Annotated in this window: 14 protein-coding genes; 10 read left to right on the top strand and 4 right to left on the bottom strand. The window is 41.0% G+C overall.

Annotated features, from left to right (window positions below; genetic code table 11):
• Positions 1-37 precede the first annotated feature (37 nt).
• Positions 38-616 (top strand): helix-turn-helix domain-containing protein, encoded by a 579-nt coding sequence (locus KDU71_RS08450; protein ID WP_212189589.1) that lies wholly within the window; start codon positions 38-40, stop codon positions 614-616.
• A gap of 735 nt (positions 617-1,351) precedes the next feature.
• Positions 1,352-1,795, top strand: coding sequence for a YybH family protein (locus KDU71_RS08445; RefSeq protein ID WP_212189588.1), 444 nt, complete (start codon positions 1,352-1,354; stop codon positions 1,793-1,795).
• A gap of 289 nt (positions 1,796-2,084) precedes the next feature.
• Here KDU71_RS08445 and KDU71_RS08440 read toward each other — a convergent pair whose 3' ends face one another.
• Entirely contained in the window at positions 2,085-2,600 is a 516-nt protein-coding gene (locus KDU71_RS08440) for a C40 family peptidase (protein ID WP_212189587.1), read from the bottom strand.
• Positions 2,601-2,773: 173 nt separating this feature from the next.
• Between KDU71_RS08440 and KDU71_RS08435 the strand changes: the two genes are divergently transcribed.
• From KDU71_RS08435 to KDU71_RS08415, 5 genes are all read left to right on the top strand, one after another.
• The gene (locus KDU71_RS08435) at positions 2,774-5,848 is read left to right on the top strand and encodes a glycosyltransferase family 117 protein (RefSeq protein WP_212189586.1); all 3,075 of its coding nucleotides are present in this window, start codon (positions 2,774-2,776) and stop codon (positions 5,846-5,848) included.
• Between the two features lie 3 nt (positions 5,849-5,851).
• Positions 5,852-6,472: a polysaccharide deacetylase family protein gene (locus tag KDU71_RS08430; protein WP_212189585.1), complete on the top strand. Its 621-nt coding sequence runs from the start codon at positions 5,852-5,854 to the stop codon at positions 6,470-6,472.
• A 97-nt stretch (positions 6,473-6,569) separates the two neighbouring features.
• Positions 6,570-7,838, top strand: a complete 1,269-nt coding sequence (gene purD, locus KDU71_RS08425) for a phosphoribosylamine--glycine ligase (RefSeq protein WP_212189579.1) — start codon at positions 6,570-6,572, stop codon at positions 7,836-7,838.
• Positions 7,839-7,843: 5 nt separating this feature from the next.
• Positions 7,844-8,824, top strand: coding sequence for a hypothetical protein (locus KDU71_RS08420; protein WP_212189577.1), 981 nt, complete (start codon positions 7,844-7,846; stop codon positions 8,822-8,824).
• A 4-nt stretch (positions 8,825-8,828) separates the two neighbouring features.
• A complete protein-coding gene (locus KDU71_RS08415; RefSeq protein WP_212189575.1) occupies positions 8,829-10,478 on the top strand; it encodes a carbamoyltransferase C-terminal domain-containing protein in 1,650 nt (549 codons plus the stop codon).
• On the opposite strand, the gene KDU71_RS08410 is transcribed toward KDU71_RS08415, so the two are convergent.
• The 3 genes from KDU71_RS08410 to KDU71_RS08400 form a co-directional block, all read right to left on the bottom strand.
• Positions 10,473-13,577, bottom strand: a complete 3,105-nt coding sequence (locus tag KDU71_RS08410) for a PAS domain-containing hybrid sensor histidine kinase/response regulator (RefSeq protein ID WP_317195163.1) — start codon at positions 13,575-13,577, stop codon at positions 10,473-10,475. The two genes, KDU71_RS08415 and KDU71_RS08410, sit on opposite strands and share 6 nt — an antisense overlap.
• Before the next feature lie 40 nt (positions 13,578-13,617).
• Positions 13,618-14,439 (bottom strand): substrate-binding domain-containing protein, encoded by an 822-nt coding sequence (locus KDU71_RS08405; protein WP_212189571.1) that lies wholly within the window; start codon positions 14,437-14,439, stop codon positions 13,618-13,620.
• A gap of 90 nt (positions 14,440-14,529) precedes the next feature.
• Positions 14,530-15,600 (bottom strand): lysylphosphatidylglycerol synthase transmembrane domain-containing protein, encoded by a 1,071-nt coding sequence (locus tag KDU71_RS08400; protein WP_212189569.1) that lies wholly within the window; start codon positions 15,598-15,600, stop codon positions 14,530-14,532.
• A 152-nt stretch (positions 15,601-15,752) separates the two neighbouring features.
• Here KDU71_RS08400 and KDU71_RS08395 point away from each other — a divergent pair, with 152 nt between their 5' ends.
• The 3 genes from KDU71_RS08395 (at position 15,753) to KDU71_RS08385 (ending at position 17,349) form a co-directional block, all read left to right on the top strand.
• On the top strand, positions 15,753-15,947 hold the full coding sequence (locus tag KDU71_RS08395) for a DUF1289 domain-containing protein (protein WP_212189568.1): 195 nt from the start codon (positions 15,753-15,755) through the stop codon (positions 15,945-15,947).
• Between the two features lie 18 nt (positions 15,948-15,965).
• Positions 15,966-16,451, top strand: coding sequence for a DUF7004 family protein (locus tag KDU71_RS08390; RefSeq protein WP_212189566.1), 486 nt, complete (start codon positions 15,966-15,968; stop codon positions 16,449-16,451).
• A gap of 223 nt (positions 16,452-16,674) precedes the next feature.
• On the top strand, positions 16,675-17,349 hold the full coding sequence (locus KDU71_RS08385) for a murein L,D-transpeptidase catalytic domain family protein (RefSeq protein ID WP_212189564.1): 675 nt from the start codon (positions 16,675-16,677) through the stop codon (positions 17,347-17,349).
• The last annotated feature ends 19 nt before the right edge of the window (positions 17,350-17,368 follow it).

Raw genomic sequence — 17,368 nt, 5'->3', positions numbered from 1 at the left:
AACTAAATTAGCCCTTGAATCAATCACACAATCTACTATGAGCACACTGCATTCAGGTCTTAAAATTAAACAGGCACGAGAAGCTAAAGGATGGTCACAAGAAGTTTTGGCCGATCAAACTAAACTCAGTGTAAGAACCATTCAACGCATTGAACAGGGACAAACACAACCAAAAGGAAATACGCTGTTACAAATTAAACAAGTACTGTTTCCCAATACTGAGGCGCCGTTTAAAGATGAATATAAGAACAATCGCCTACTAACCATCCTGAATCTGTCTGCCCTGAGTTATCTGTTGTTTCCAATAATAAACATCATTCTGCCGGCCCTTATTTGGGTGGCCACGCCGGAAAAAGATGACCGATTTAATAAGAGTGCCAAAACCACACTGCTGATTCAAACCTTTTGGTGTGGTCTATTGGTTATTGGCTTCTTCTTTATTCGTTATATCGACAGCCTAATGTATCAACAAAATGGTGCTATTACGGCCACAAGAGTGATGGCATCAGAATGGTTTATAATTGGATGGGTGGCCATTATGTACCTGCTAAACGCTTGCATCATTGTCATACGCAGTATCAGGTGCTGTAAAACGCCACAGAAGGCTATTGTTTAAGTAATAACCTGAGTTCGATTAAAATTACAGAGCTCAAAATTTCTTAAATAACTGATTTACAATGCGAGTTTCAGAAGCGTAGCGAGCTACGGTGATGAAATTTAAAGCAGTAAATCAATTATTCAAGGAAAAGCTTAGAGTTTCACTTATAAATATTCATTTTCATCGTCATATCTGTTCACCATAGCTCGCTATTCTTTCACAAATATTCCTTGAAACTAAACATTTATAAGCGATTTGAGCCAGTAATTTTATGTCGAACTCAGGTTAATAGTGCAGCTCCCATTAGCCTTTAGTCATCAATACATGTATTCATTATAAAATACCATCCATATCGATACACCGTATATCCACCAACTTTTTATTTTTTTTCCGATACACGATGTATCGAGCCAAAATTAAAAAAACGTCGATACACGGTGTATTTTTGCTACTTGGAGCTTGTTGAGCCAAATACACGGTGTACTTTGCATTTTTGGACTTGGCGAAGCAAATACACGGTGTATTTTGACTTTTTGACACTCAGCGGGCCCGATACAAGTTGTATCCGGCCATTTTGATACTAAAACACGCAAATACACGGTGTATCGGGTCCACCAGATAGTAAAATGGTAAAATACACGGTGTATCGACTATTTTAATCTCCCGCCAACGATACATTTTGTATTATCCACACTTGACTTTAGGTTTTAAACCTTGCTACCTTTGCCTTTTCACACCCTAAAAAATGATACTATGAAACGTATTTTATTAATTAGCACCCTGCTTATTGGCTGGGGCATCCATGTGGCATATGCACAAAGTGCCGAGCAAGAAATTAAACAAACCATTGAAGACATGATTCAGGCTGGTCTGGACAAAGATGTCGACAAGACCTTATCATACTGGGATCAATCGCCTTCATTTACCTTCATTGCCGATGGCCATCAATATGATTTTATGGCCTTTAAAGACATGTATACCGATTTTCTGAACAAGGTGGAATCGCAAGAAGTCACCGAAAACAAACTGACTGTTAAAGAAATTGGGAAATACAAAGCACTGTGCATCTGGACTGGCACCGAAAAGGTAAAAATGAAGGAGCAAGAACCATTTGAATCGAAATGGATTTCAACCCTGCTGATGGAAAACAAAAAAGGTGGATGGGTTATCCTTCATGGACATACTAGTCACTTTTAATCTTATTTATCTGGATTTTAAAGGAGGATGTACGGAAATTAAGAGAGACATTTTTATACTAATAATCTATAACTTCATCACCTCATCCCAGCCTTTCCGCTCTGGCGGAATAAATCCTCCTCAAGGAGAAGGTGACATTATTTTAAAAGACATCCATCTCTAATACAAGATGTTATATTCATTTAGTAGTAGCTTCCTCTCCTTGAAGGAGAGGATTGAGGAGAGGTGTTTTCTTATAAATTATAAGTTTATTATTATGATTTTTTGATTTTCGGACCCCCCTTTTTTTTCACCACAATCTGGTCCCAAACAAAAAGCCCTTCTTCCAATGCTTATCGCGCAGGTTGGATATAATACATCCGTTCGAAGACGAAACATGGATAAACTCATCATCTCCCAGGTAAATACCCACATGGTTGACCAGTTTTTTACTCCAATCCATATGAAAAAACACTAAATCGCCTCTTCTCAGGCGGTTCACTGCATGCACCTGTTTACCATACCGACCTTGTTCTTCTGAAGAGCGAGGTAATTTTACCCCATGCTTCATGAAACTAACATAAACGAGTCCGGAGCAATCCAATCCTTTATGATCAGTTCCGCCCATCCGGTGCTTTACACCCAAATAATAGCGCGCTGAGGTCAACACCTCTTCAAGCTCCGCCCCACTAACATCTATCTTTTGCTCTACGCCACTTGCCCTATACAATTTCAGTTGCTTTTTCACTTCATTATTTTGTGCATCAATGGCGTTAGCACACAATAGAGTCATGATTAACAACATTAAACAATATTTCAGCTTCATTGGAAATGATTTTGTATAAAGTTAAAAGATTTTATTAAAGCATTGTCAGCTACCAATATTGCAAATAATGTAAAGGTCAAACAAACAAAAAATTGTATTTTTGGAACTTGTCTAAAGGAAAGGCTCGCACAGTCTTCTATCAACAGACTCTATTGTACTGAAATTAAGTAATTATGAAGCAATATACGCGTTTAAATCTGATACTCGGCTGGCTCACTTTTTTCATTTCCGCCACCGTTTATACCATGACCATTGAACCCACAGCCTCTTTTTGGGACTGTGGCGAATTCATTTCAACATCCTATAAGCTATTGGTGGGACACCCTCCCGGGGCACCATTTTTTATGATAGTGGGTCGTTTCTTCTCTTTATTCGCACCTGATACAGGTTCTGTTGCTTTTATGATTAACATGATGTCGGCCCTGGCCAGTGCATTAACCATCATGTTCCTGTTCTGGACCATTACCCATTTAGCCAAAAAAATATTTATCACTGAAGAAGAGCCGCCTATCTGGCGCACCTGGTCAGTAATGGGTGCCGGTTTGGTAGGTGCTTTGGCCTATACTTTTTCGGATACCTTCTGGTTCTCAGCTGTTGAAGGCGAAGTTTACGCCATGTCATCACTGTTTACGGCCGTGGTATTCTGGGCTATTCTTAAATGGGAAAATGTGGCCGGGCAGCCCTATTCAAACCGTTGGTTGATTTTAATTGCCTACCTGATGGGGCTTTCCATTGGCGTTCACCTTTTGAACCTGTTGGCTATTCCTGCTATAGTTATGGTGTATTACTTCAAAATGTTTGAAGTCAACCGAAACAATACCATCAAAGCTCTGGCACTGTCAGCGGTTATCCTTGGCGGCATTTTATATGGTATTATACCAGGTGTTGTAAAAGTAGCGAGCTGGTTTGAGCTGGCTTTTGTTAACGGATTCGGACTACCGTTTAACACCGGAGCCATCTTTTACATGATTCTTTTAGTAATTGCACTCATAGCTGGTATTCTAATCACCTACAAAAAGAAAATGGTGATTGCCAACACAATAATACTGGCCGTAACTGTTATCATGATTGGCTACTCATCATTTGCCATGATTGTGATTCGCTCATTCGCCAATCCACCAATGGATCAGAACTCACCTGAAGATGTATTCTCGTTGATGTCGTACCTGAACCGTGAGCAATATGGCGATCGCCCGTTATTTTTCGGACAGAACTACAACTCACCACTCGACCGCGAAGCAATGCGTAATCAAAAGGGAGCCCCTGTTCGCATTAAAAAAGACGGCGAATACAAAACAGTGGATCACCGTCCTAAATATGAATTTGATGATCGCACCACAACCCTGTTTCCACGTATGTATAGTCGCGAAGGCCGTCATATAAATGAATATCAAAAATGGACTAACCTGAAGGGTAAGCGTGTAACGATTGAGGACGAAACAGGTCGCCCAAGCACCTTGATGGTGCCTACCATGTGGGAAAACTTTAAGTTCTTTGTCAATTACCAGGTCAATCACATGTATTTCCGCTACTTTATGTGGAACTTCTCTGGCCGTCAAAACGATATTCAGGGTAATGGCGAAATACATAAAGGGAACTGGATAACAGGCATTAAATTCCTTGATGAATCTCGTCTTGGGGATGAAGAACTTCTGCCAGACACCTACAAAAATAACCCGGCACGTAACAAATATTACATGCTACCGCTTATCCTTGGTTTAGCTGGGTTATTCTTCCAGTATAACGCTGGCAAAAACGGCAAGCAAGGTTTTTGGATAGTGATGCTGCTATTCTTCTTAACCGGATTGGCGATTGTACTATACCTGAACCAGACACCATTGCAGCCACGTGAACGTGATTACGCCTATGCCGGCTCTTTCTATGCATTTGCCATCTGGATTGGCTTGGGAGTATTGACTATTGTCAATGGCATTAAACGATTTATGCCGGGTTCGGTAGCTGCCAGTTTGGCAACCGGTTTGTCATTGGTGTTGGTACCAGGCATTATGGCTAACGAAAACTGGGATGATCACAACCGTTCAGAAAGGTATGTTGCCCGCGATTTGGCCTATAACTACCTTAACAGTTGTGCGCCCAACTCCATCATATTTACCAATGGTGATAATGACACCTTCCCTCTTTGGTATGCCCAGGAAGTGGAAGGTATCAGAACGGATGTGCGCGTTTGTAACCTGAGTTACCTGCAAACCGAATGGTACATCGACCAGATGAAGCGCAAAGCGTATGAATCGGATCCGCTGCCATTCTCATTGGAGCACGATCAATATGTCACCGGTAGTCGTGATGTGGTGTACCTCTTGGATCGCATCAAGGGTGCAGTGGATTTGAAAGAAGCCATTAAGTTTGTGGCCAGCGACAATCCTAAAACCAAGCAAGTGCCAGAATATGCAGGATACCTGGAGTACCTGCCTTCTAAACAGTTTAAGCTACCTGCTGACAGTTTAAAGGTGCTGCAAAGAGGCATCGTATCCGAAGATGCTGCTCACTTAATCACTTCAGAGTTAGACATCAACCTTCAGAAAGACATGATTCTGAAGAATGAATTAATGATACTGGATATGCTGGCCAATAACGATTGGGAACGCCCCATCTACTTTGCTGTTACAGTAGGTTCAGATAACTACGTTAGCCTGCAGGATTATTTCCAGCTAGAAGGTTTTGCCTACCAGGTGGTACCTATCAAAACGCTTAATAACGACGGACAATATGGCCGCGTTGAGACCGAGCGTATGTATCAACATGTAATGGAAGACTTCAAGTGGGGTGGTTTTGAAAATCCAAATGTATACCTGGATGAAAACCATCTGCGGATGGCAACCAATATCCGTAATAACCTGTCACGCCTGGCTACGTCGCTTATTGATGAGGGCCAGAACGACAAGGCCAGAAACATTCTGGATAAAAGCATGGAAGTATTAAGTGCCGAGCGTGTGCCTCACAACTATTTCAGCATCTTTTTGGCTGAAGGTTACTTCCGCATTGGTGAATTTGAGAAAGGTGATGAGATACTAACAGCACTGGCCAATGAACGCCTGAAAGAGTTGGAATACTTCAACTCATTGCCATCTTTCAAACGTGCAACAGCCGGAAGAGAACCAGAAACAGCCATGGCTATTTATATGGAAGTAGTGAAGATGGCTCAACGATATAACCGAGAGGACTTAATGAAGTTCCTGGAGAAAGATTATGAGAAAAACATGCAACGCATGGGCTTCTTCAACGAGTAAAACATGAGTTGGAAAGTTCAGCCACCAGCTGCACTCAGGGCCTTGTTCCCCCACACACTGTGGCGACAGAAAGGTGTAGGTAAAACACTTTACCTCACCTTTGATGACGGTCCGGTTGAAAAGGAAACGACTTGGGTGATGCAGTTACTGGAGCAATATCAGCTCAAGGCCACGTTTTTTTGCGTCGGCGAAAATGCCCATAAAAACCAAGGGTTACTGGCTGAACTCGTAAAGAAAGGTCATAGCGTGGGGAACCATGCCTATAACCATTTGCCTGCGTGGAAATGTTCACGCGAGGCCTATTTTGACAATATTGAAAAAGCAAAACCATATATACCTGGCGGGTTGTTTCGGCCTCCGCACGGACAATTGTATCCTTGGTATATGCGAGCACTCAATGACCAGTTTAAGCACATCGTCATGTGGGATGTTCTATCCATGGACTATGACAATCGCCTGAGTCAGCATGAAGTACTGGCCAATGTTATGGACCATACACGTGATGGCTCTATACTGCTTTTTCATGATTCGAAAAAAGCCTGGAAACGGATGAATTATGCGCTTCCTGCTGCTTTGGAAAAATTGTTGGAACAGGGCTACCAGTTTAAACCACTGGAAATGTGACGTTGAACACGCATTTATTGAATTGATAAAACATTAATACAATAACCAGATTATTGAAACCATCTTGTTTCGGTAGGCTGATATTAATACCTAGAACATGAATATTTTACTATTAGGCTCGGGAGGACGTGAGCACGCATTGGCTTGGAAAATGGCACAAAGTGAAAAACTAACACAATTGTTTATTGCCCCTGGTAATGCAGGCACCAAAGAAGTAGGCACCAATGTCAACATCAATCCTAATGACTTTGAAGCCATCAAAGCTTTTGTTATTGACAACAACATCAACCTGATTGTTGTAGGTCCCGAGGAACCTTTAGTAAGAGGTGTGAAGGATTTCGTATTAAACGATCCTCAAATTGCACATGTACCGGTAATAGGTCCAGGTAAAGAAGGTGCTAAACTGGAAGGCAGTAAAGAATTTGCCAAAGCATTTATGATGCGCCATGACATCCCAACTGCAGCCTATCTGTCAGTCACACAAGCTAACCTGGAAGAAGGGCTTGCTTTCCTGAAAACACTAAAAGCACCTTATGTGCTGAAAGCCGATGGCCTGGCAGCCGGTAAAGGGGTGCTTATATTAGATGAAATAACCGAAGCAGAAGCTGAGTTGAAAGAAATGCTCAGTGGTAAGTTTGGTGATGCTTCCAGCACCGTGGTGATTGAAGAATTCCTAAGTGGTATCGAGCTATCGGTATTTGTATTAACCGATGGCCATGGCTATGTGGTTTTGCCCGAGGCCAAAGATTATAAACGTATTGGAGAAGGCGACACAGGCCTTAACACTGGCGGCATGGGTGCAATCTCTCCGGTACCATTTGCCGATGACGTATTCATGAAGAAAGTTCACGATCGCATTGTTAAGCCAACGATAGATGGTTTAGCTAATGACAACATCCCATATAAAGGTTTTGTGTTTATCGGCTTAATGAGCGTTGAAGGCGAACCTTATGTGATTGAATACAATGTACGCATGGGCGACCCGGAAACAGAGGTGGTGATCCCACGTATTAAAACAGATTTAGTTGACTTGTTTGAGGCGGTTGCTGCCGGCGAATTGCGCAAGAAAACCATTGAGGTTGACGAGCGATTTGCTACTACGGTGATGTGCGTTTCAGGAGGTTACCCTGAAGCCTATGAAAAAGACAAAGAAATAAGCGGACTCGAGAAGATAAGCGAAGGCCTGGTTTTCCATGCCGGAACAGCCGATAAGGACGGGCAGGTAGTGACCTCTGGCGGTCGTGTTATTGCCATGACAGCCTATGGAAATACCAAAGAAGAGGCCTTAAAGCAATCTTTTGCCAACGCGCAAACAGTCACTTACGAAGGAAAATATTTCCGTTCAGATATCGGATTTGATTTATAGTACTTATGCTTTTTAGAACACTCAACAGAAACGACATTGTCGCATTGGCCCTCATGCCTTTGCTACTGATAGGGTTTTGGATCAATACCCTTTTGTTTGATCAATCGCCCAGTTTCCCATACGATCATAATCCAATGCCTCTTTGGGACTTGGTGATCGGTGTTCTGAAAAGTAATCATTTACTGGCATCAGTTATCAGCCTGCTTATTGCGCTGATAATGATGTTCAGTGTCAATAGGGTGGTCAACAGGTATAACCTGTTTAACGGACAAACCAATCTGCCCGGCTTTATATATATGCTTTTGGTCAGCGCCTACCTGATGGCCCAGAAGCTGCACCCGGTATGGTTTTTCACGCCACTCCTTATTTTAGCCATTGAACGCCTCTTTTCGGCTGCCGGACAGCGCAAAGCGATGACCTGGTGCTTTGAGGCGTCATTCGCGCTATCACTTGGTACGCTGTTTTATGCCAAAGGTATCTATTTTATGGCCTTCTTATGGATGATCATGTTTATCCTACGCCTCCTAACGATTCGCAGTTTCATGGCATCCATCATTGGTCTGGCGCTTCCATATTTGTTTTCATTTGCCTATTATTTTTGGTTCGATCAGGCAGATGTGTTTTTAGAAACTGTGGTAGAAAACTTTATTTCACCCATTGCCTTTTTCAATCATACTATTTACTCGCAGATATACAATGGTTTCATCATTTTCCTGGTATTCGTTTCAATTCTTTCGGTAGTCAGAATACTGCCAGCCATTAAAATTATCACGCGAAAGCACTACCGGATATTTATTTGGCTAATTGTATTGTGTGTTGTGGCCGCTATTACCCCCTACTATTCGCTGGAAGTGATGCCCATTTGGGCCATTGGCACATCAATCGTTTTAGGAAGGTTTCTGTCGCTTATCAGGCGCCGGTTTATCCAGGAGTTGATCTTATTTATTATAGTGGCAATCACTATTGCCGGCCAGTTTCTTATCTAATCACATGCATCGTTCAAAGCCTACATTAGCCATATACGGTATTCAGGATCGTATAAATAGTGATACGCCTTTTTATGTACACGACCATGCCTTGACATTAATGGATCAGGGCAAAGTGATTAAACACCTCACACTGGAGCGGCTAACCCGTAAAAAGCATGATAACACACTGCATGAACAGATTTATGAACTACTGAAACAAGCCGGATTATTAAACGATACCGACTACGACCTGGTTTTTATAGATAATGTGGTTGGCCGAAGCTTTATTTCTACTTGCGGCCGCTTTCGCTTCGAAGCCCCCTTGCACGATTCATTAGCTGTTAAACCTGAGAAAGGTCGGTGCTGGTGGTTAGATAAAGAAAAAGAAGCTTATGCCCTCAACCACGAACTGGCTCATATAGGTGCCTGTCTGCCATTTTATGGCGCGTTTAAAAACGACAGTCTTCTTGTTCATTTTGATGGTGGAGGGAGTCTGAGCAACTTCTCGGCTTTTGGTTATTCAAATAAGCAACTAACAGCATTGGAACACCACTGGGATTTTAAATACCTGTCAGGCTTGTTTAATGCCAATGCGCTTGTTTTTGGTATTATAGGGGCAAAGTTTAAAGAGCAGAACAGTGTACCCGGAAAGATGATGGGACTAGCGGCTTATGGTACTTACCGCAAAGAACTGGAAGAATGGCTAGTCGCTAATAATTACTTTTCAGACATTTGGGGTTCTAAGAAGGTATTTTTTGAAGCTGTTAAATCTGACTTTAATATTGATATCCAACACCTTAACCTGGATAACACCTTTCTACAGGACATAGTAGCCACCATGCAAGGTATTTTTCAGCGCGAACTATTCAGCAAGCTCAGTGCTTTAAAAGAGGATGGTGACTACAAACAGCTCTACTATTCGGGAGGCTCAGCACTTAACATTGTGGCGAATACACAGATTGTGGATGCTAACTTATTTGACGATGTGTACATACCTCCTTGCACGGAGGATAGTGGCCTGTCACTTGGAGCTGCTGCACTTTTTGAATGGAATAAAGGCCATGAGGTATCACTCCATTCACCCTACCTTAACAACTGGCTGCCTGATGAAGTAAACTGCGAATTTGGCGCTGCCGATATAGAGGCTTGTGCACAGGCCTTACTCCAACAAAAGGTAGTGGCTGTATGCAACAATGCTGGCGAAATTGGACCACGCGCACTTGGGAATCGTTCTATACTGGCACTGGCTAACTCAAAAACCCTAGCCGATAAGGTCAGCATGACACATAAAAAACGCGAATGGTACAGACCGGTAGCACCAATTATGCTGGAAAAGAATGCCAGGTATTTTACTAATCGCAATTCTATAAATCACCTGGCGAAATACATGCTACTTGACTTTGAGATAGCAGAAGATAAGCGAGCAGAAATCGAAGGCGTTGTGCATGTAGATGGCACTTCACGTATTCAAACCATCAGTGAGACAGACAATGCCTACATTTATGCTTTATTGAGCCTGTTGGATGAAAAATATGGCATTAGAGCACTGATTAATACATCCTTTAATGTGCGTGGCGAACCAATCGTTCATTCCAAGGAAGGTGCGGTAAAATCAGCTAAGAACATGCAGCTGGACGGTCTGGTATTAAATGGTAAATACCAGGATTTATAACCATTTATCAATTATATTTTCCAAGTCATCCATCTTCACCGGTTTGCCTATGTAATCATTCATCCCGGCTTCTATACACACTTCCCGGTCACCTTTAAGCGCATTGGCAGTCATGGCTATGATGGGTAAATCAACTTTCTCTTCGCGCAACTTACGAGTTGCATCAAGTCCATTAAGCACAGGCATCTGTACGTCCATAAATACCAAATCTATCTGGTCCTGTTCTTCACCCGTTAGCATATCAACCGCTTCCTGTCCGTTATTGGCAATATTAGTCTGAAGCCCTAAACGGGACAGCATCTTCTCGGCAATCTTCTGGTTAATGATATTATCTTCAACCAACAGAATCTTTTTGTCTTTAATCCGCTCCTTTAGCTCAGCTACCTGTGCTTCAGCAGTACTCACATCATTCTTTCCTTCCACCAGCAGCTTCTCAATCGCACTGAATAAATCAGCATGTTTAACCGGCTTTTGCAACACGGTATCCACCCCTTTGAATTCCTCCGGATTTTTCCATCTGTTTTCAGATGAGAATAAGATGATCTTAATTCCTTTTTGCTTGCGCTTTACGGTTTTAAGGAAGTTATCGTCTGCCTTACTAAACACATGGCTATCAATAATCATCAGGTTGAACTCAGAATGCTCCTCCAACATCGACAAGGCCGATTTCTCATCGTTCACTGTATCAGATTTAATCTGCCAGTTATTAAGGGTTTTCTTAAGCAGTAATAAGTTGGTTTTATGATTATCAACAATCAAGGTGTTGACATGTGCAAACTGCTCCGTATTGAGCTCAAGCGTCTTATGGTTTTTATCGATCACAAATGGCAGCGTAAAATGGAAAACCGATCCTGGATTTTCCTTCGACCACATGAAATTTGGATTTGGACTCTCCACCCAAATTTTACCTCCCATGAGCTCCACCAACATTTTAGAGATGCTGGTACCAAGGCCGGTGCCGCCAAACTTGCGTGTGGTTGAACCGTCCGCCTGTGTAAATGATTCAAATATCTTTTCCAGCTTATTCTTAGGGATGCCAATACCAGAATCTTCCACCGAGAAGTGCAAAGTCAGATTAGTACCTTTCTGCTGTTCAATTTCCACTTTTAGCACTACCTCACCCTCAGAGGTAAACTTAACCGCATTACCCATCAGATTAACCAACACCTGTATCAGACGACTCTCATCACCGATCAGTACAGGCGGAATGGTTTCCTCTACATCATTTAATATCTCAATGCCTTTCTCGAGCGATCGGAATGACATTTGGTCCATCAGGTAATCAACCGTAGAGCGTAGATTAAATGCGTAAGATTCAATCTTCATTTTACCGGCTTCAATTTTCGAGAAGTCGAGTATGTCGTTAATAATATTGAGTAAGTTATCACACGAACGGCCAATAATTGACACCACATTTTTCTGCTCTTTACTTAAACGTGTTTTGCCAAGTAATTCAGTGGCCCCTATGATACCATTCATTGGCGTACGTATCTCATGACTCATATTGGCCAAGAACTCCGACTTCGCTTTATTCGACTCTGCTTCTTTTTTCTGAATCTCTTTTTGCGCACTAATATCCATAAAGGCCTCAAGGAACACTTCTTTTTGATCCAGCGAAATCGGAATAATGTTCTTCAATATCTCGCGTGAAATATTATTCTCTTTTATTTCCAAACGCTCTTCCAAGGACGCCACAATAACTCCTGTTTGTTCATCCTTATACTCCTCCTTTTTGGCCGTAAAGAAAAGTTCATCGTATGAGCTATTAATCAGGTGTTGCAAGGCTTCCTCACCGTTGGCAAAACCCATTATTTTAGCGGCCGTTTTATTAATCTGGATAATTTGCTTGTCTTTATCTACAATCATTACACCTACGGGCAGATTATCGGTAATGGTAGATAAGGCTTTATTTGATTCTTTCAACGACTCAGTCAACAGCCTTTTCTCTGTTGTATCCTCCTTGATAGCCACATAATTAGATATGGTCTTATCCTTACTCAATACTGGCGAGATTAACACCTTCTCCCAGTATACGTTACCATCATCTTTAGCACTGGATATCTCTCCCTGCCACACCTGGCCTTCTTGTATGGTTTGCCACAACATATCGGCCAGCTCATTTTTCTTATTCTGAATCTGAAAGAAGTTAGCATTTCCACTTTCCAACTCACTTTTTGAGAAACCATCCAGCGACTTAAAGCCCTTATTGACATACTCTACGTTTCCTTGAGTATCGGTAATCATTATAGAAATAGGACTCTGTTCAACCGCCTGTATCAGCTTCTTATTGTTTTCTTCGGCTTTTTTACGATACAGAATAACACTACGTATCTGAGAAAACAGAAAGTATGAAAGAAAAATAACAAATAAGGAGAATAGGATGAGTGAGGCATACTTCAGCTTATTGTATCTGCTTAATACATTTATGGCTCTGTTATTCAACTTCACCAAACGCTTATTGATTTCGTAGGCAATGGTGTTTTCAATCTCGAGCATACGGCCAAACTCAGGATCTGCACCTTTTATAAGTTGTTCCACATTGCCTTTCAGATGCTCATTCTGTCCACCATGAACCGTAATATTTTTCAGCACCTGGTCCGATATACGTGCCGCCTGGTTATATAAATCATCTATGATGGGGATTAAATCGCTGACTTCAGATATACTACCGGTAAACTCATCTTCAAGGTAGTGTATTCGCACAGTAATGGAGTCTTTCGAATAATCCTTTACAGGCCGGACATCTTCAATAACACCTCCCTGATCAATAACATTCAATATCGCCTTACTTTTCCTAGTAAGTTCTTCTATTTCGACATTATTATTCTCAAGTGCTTTTACAAGGTTAATAGAAGCATAGGATTTAAAGGCCAAATTGAGCTTGAGCAAGCTGTGGTTGAGCATGTTTTCCAGCTTCAGCAGCTTTTCCTGATTCTCAATCGCACTTCTGTATTTCGAACTATACGACTGGTCAAAATAGTTTTCAATGGTTAGAATGGTGGCAATGGTCAACAGAAAGATAGCCAATAACAAGTATAATTTATTGATTATTGGCTCTTTAAAATATGCTAGCTTGGATTGTTTATTGCTCTTACTCACAAATATGAATTTTCCTAAAAATAGAGTTTTTAGAAGTAATTTAAAAAATAATGGTTGGTCTTTTCGTAAATCCATAACGACTTAATGCGGATTCACTGAGCTCTTGAGAAGCCAGATGAAGAAAAGCTCTGGCTAATAGTGGTTCTGTAGAACAAGAAATAACAGCGGCATACATAGGAATAGCGTTATTGTATGGCGACTGTGGATTGACAATTTCAATATGATCACTATTTCCATTCACATGAATATCACTCTGCCAATTGACGGCCACATCGGCCTGATTCCCAATCAAGCCCTTAACCAAACCTTTTGAATCAGAGGTTAGAGATACTACACTTTCAAGTACATCGTCATAGGCATTCTGCCGTTGTAAAAACTGTTTAGTTTCGTATCCAAGAGAACTCGTTTCAGGATTAGCTATGATAATGGCGTATCGTCCTTTACGTTTTAGTGGATTTGTACTCCCATTAAACTTTTTAGGATTACCTTTTTTAACCATATAAACCAAATGATTATACCCTAAGAACAATGAATCGGTCAACTGATAGCCTGTATTTCTTTTAAAATGTTTAAACGACGAAGATGAAGACGGTATATAGATATCACCTTTAGCCGCATAATTTATTATTCCCATCAGGTTTTTAGAACAATCATTCTGGATAATCACCTTACAGTTATGCTGCTGTTCGAATTGATACTTCAGGTCAAGTACCATATTCAGCATCGAATTTTCGCAATAAATAATAAGCTCCTTAGGTGGTATTCTTATTTTCTTACCTTTTTTAGGCTGCTGCCGATGACAACTTCCCATGAAGAAGAATAACCCAATTGTTAGAGTGAGAATATATTTGGTTAGAGGCATAGTTATTCATTTAATGCTAAGCAAGTTAGTGAATAGCACTATCCCAATACAGTCATTTATCACCAAAAAAGACCTGTTTATCAAATAGAATCAGGCATTAATGAAGTGTTTCCGGATCCATTTGGGCACCACAAACGCGCCAATAACCAAATATGGGTAGTAACTCACCAGTCTCCACATAAAGGCCATTGCCATGCCGGTTCCCAATGGTATCATATTAGATAAAAATTCTTTAAACACCCACTCTGCAAAGCCACTGCCACCAGGTGTAGGGCTCACCAACATCATTATCCACATCACCAGTTGCTTGCCAAAGATGAGAATATGATCGTTCCAACCCAGGAGCTGAAACCCGAAAAATGCCAGTATTAAAGTGTTAACTATCCAATATCGGGCAGTCCAGCTTAATGCGGTGGCAGCAAAAGCTTTTAACCAGCTGGATAATGGCCAGCGCCGAAATTCTTCCGAGGTAGCTATTAAGTCGGAGCCTGACTCATTGGCCTGTGGACGCCAGCGCTTGATAATGGGCAGTTTAAAAATCCATAACAGCAACCATTTCAGCCCACGCGGATTAAAAAATAACCCGTAACTAATGATGACGGTATAAGCCAGCTTTAAAAAATAACCCGTTAGTGCAAACATAAAGAACTGATTCTTATACCAGGGCAATCCTTCCATCATGCTATCTCCAAAGGCAAAAATATCGGTTCGACCAATAAATAGCAGTATCAGTGGAAAGGTGAGTATGAAATACAACTCATCAAGAAATGAAGTAACCATAACAACAGCTGTACTACGCCCCAGCTTAACCCCTTCTTTATTAATAAAGAAGATAGCCACACTGGTACCTCCGATGGCCGATGGTGTTATGGCCGAAGTGAATTCCCACAACATTATTGTATTAAACGCCTTTCGCCAGCTCAATAAATTATTTGTCAGTAAGCGTATCCGAATGATGTAGCCCAAATCGCGAATAGCCATCATTAAAAATGATACAAAAAACCAAAATAACGATTGCAGGGTAAACGAAAAATAATCTAATACAGCCGGATCGAACTCCTGATATAAAAAATAGCCTGTTACACCTAAGCCAATCAGTATGGGAAAGGTTATTCTGCCGGGTTGAATGCTTTTTAATATTTTGCCTGAATTATCAGCCATAGTTTGTAAAGTTATGGTAATCCATGCAGCCAATGAAATACTCAGTTAATTAAAATTCCTAAGGCAATTAATTTTATGATTTTTTAAAGATTTCATCAGTTAAAATAAACTTAAGCCTGGCCTTTGTGTTATTGATGTAAAGAATTATAAACATGAAAGAAGTTCCCTCTCCTTGCATTAGTGTATGCCAATATGATAGCCAGGGCGTTTGTTTTGGATGCCGACGAACCATTGACGAAGCTGGCAATTGGTCGAAGTTTACCAATGAAGAAAAAGAAGCTATCGTAAAAGAGCTTTCGCTCAGGCGCAATGTAGATGGCGAAGAGCCTACCATATTTTTGCGTTGACATACACCTGACTATTAGATGACAACACTGATTAAACATCTCGACAATAAGTCGCAAGTAGTATTTGACAAGGGCAAATTTGACCATTGGTGCGTTTACATCGCCAGTGAAAAACGTAAAGAAGCACCTACCGACATTGACTATTTCAGTCAATTGAAATTATTGAGCTATCGTTATCCTCAGGGTAAAATTTACAATGATTTCCTGAAAATATATGCATTAACATCCCGGCACATCGAAAGCAAGGTTATACGGCTCATTGACCAGATATGTCTCAGCTATAAATGGAACGATGCAAGCATTATTGAGCAGTTGCTAACGGTGCTTTATGCAGCCATGGTAGCTGAAGAAAACAAAGAAAAAGCCATCCTCAAGAAACGCATCAAGCGCCTGGGACTTTACCAACTGTTTTTTCAGGACTTCAGCGCCAGCGAAGCGGCCAATTACAGCAAAGGCAAGAGCTGGCGAGAACTCGATAAAACAATGAAAACGCTTGGTTTCTAATCAACATTACCTCCTATAATCAAAAAAATATTCAGCTAAACACAACATTTTTAGCAAGTCGCCGTATTCAACACTGTATGGGACCAAAATCACTTTTAGATTAAAGTATGCTACAAAAGGTTAAATGCTGAGGCAGTTACCTCTATTTTTATACCTTTGGGCGCTTTGATGCTTTATTATAAGGATTTAGATTATTAAGTTGTTGATTTGAAGAGTTGTAAGAATGATCTTTACTTTCCTAATTGTATTTTTAACATTTAGCGCACCCGACAATCTGCCAGAAAAGGCAGTAAATGAGACAAGTGAAACACTTAGTGGTGCACAATTGATTTACCAGGAGCTAAACAATAACAACCTCCCTTTTGAGGCTTTTGAAATAGCCTACAACGGGTGGCTGAAACTTAAAGACTCCGTTCATTTTGAAAAAAATATTATAACGCTGGTTGATTTCAGTCAACCATCCACCCACAAACGTTTTTTTCTTATTGATGTTGATTCTAAATCAGTTATCTATCAAAACTATGTGGCACATGGCAAGAATAGTGGCATGCTCAATGCCGAAAAATTTTCGAACATTGCCAATAGCAATCAGAGCAGCCTTGGTTTTTACAAAACCGGCGAAACCTACTATGGCAAGCACGGTTTATCGTTAAAACTGGATGGCCTTGAGAAAGGCATTAACGACAAGGCACGCGAAAGACACATTGTGATACATAAGGCCGACTATGCCGAAGAGTCGTTCATCAAAAAATATGGCCGTCTTGGCAGAAGCTTTGGTTGTCCGGCAATTCCTTCAGCCAACTATCAGTTTGTGATTGATAATATTAAAGAAGGCACAATGCTTTTTATTTATCATCCGAAAGAGACATACATCAAAACGTCGTCGATATTGAACTGATTTTTTGGTAAATTAATAC

This window comes from Carboxylicivirga sediminis, from assembly GCF_018156225.1.
GTDB lineage: Bacteria > Bacteroidota > Bacteroidia > Bacteroidales > Marinilabiliaceae > Carboxylicivirga > Carboxylicivirga sediminis.
This window is presented reverse-complemented; position numbering and strand designations above follow the sequence as displayed.

Coding starts and splice junctions, on each gene's coding strand:
- KDU71_RS08450 (WP_212189589.1), top strand. CDS start 38: ATGAGCACACTGCATTCAGGTCTTAAAATTAAACAGGCACGAGAAGCT.
- KDU71_RS08445 (WP_212189588.1), top strand. CDS start 1,352: ATGAAACGTATTTTATTAATTAGCACCCTGCTTATTGGCTGGGGCATC.
- KDU71_RS08440 (WP_212189587.1), bottom strand. CDS start 2,600: ATGAAGCTGAAATATTGTTTAATGTTGTTAATCATGACTCTATTGTGT.
- KDU71_RS08435 (WP_212189586.1), top strand. CDS start 2,774: ATGAAGCAATATACGCGTTTAAATCTGATACTCGGCTGGCTCACTTTT.
- KDU71_RS08430 (WP_212189585.1), top strand. CDS start 5,852: ATGAGTTGGAAAGTTCAGCCACCAGCTGCACTCAGGGCCTTGTTCCCC.
- purD (WP_212189579.1), top strand. CDS start 6,570: ATGAATATTTTACTATTAGGCTCGGGAGGACGTGAGCACGCATTGGCT.
- KDU71_RS08420 (WP_212189577.1), top strand. CDS start 7,844: ATGCTTTTTAGAACACTCAACAGAAACGACATTGTCGCATTGGCCCTC.
- KDU71_RS08415 (WP_212189575.1), top strand. CDS start 8,829: ATGCATCGTTCAAAGCCTACATTAGCCATATACGGTATTCAGGATCGT.
- KDU71_RS08405 (WP_212189571.1), bottom strand. CDS start 14,439: ATGCCTCTAACCAAATATATTCTCACTCTAACAATTGGGTTATTCTTC.
- KDU71_RS08400 (WP_212189569.1), bottom strand. CDS start 15,600: ATGGCTGATAATTCAGGCAAAATATTAAAAAGCATTCAACCCGGCAGA.
- KDU71_RS08395 (WP_212189568.1), top strand. CDS start 15,753: ATGAAAGAAGTTCCCTCTCCTTGCATTAGTGTATGCCAATATGATAGC.
- KDU71_RS08390 (WP_212189566.1), top strand. CDS start 15,966: ATGACAACACTGATTAAACATCTCGACAATAAGTCGCAAGTAGTATTT.
- KDU71_RS08385 (WP_212189564.1), top strand. CDS start 16,675: ATGATCTTTACTTTCCTAATTGTATTTTTAACATTTAGCGCACCCGAC.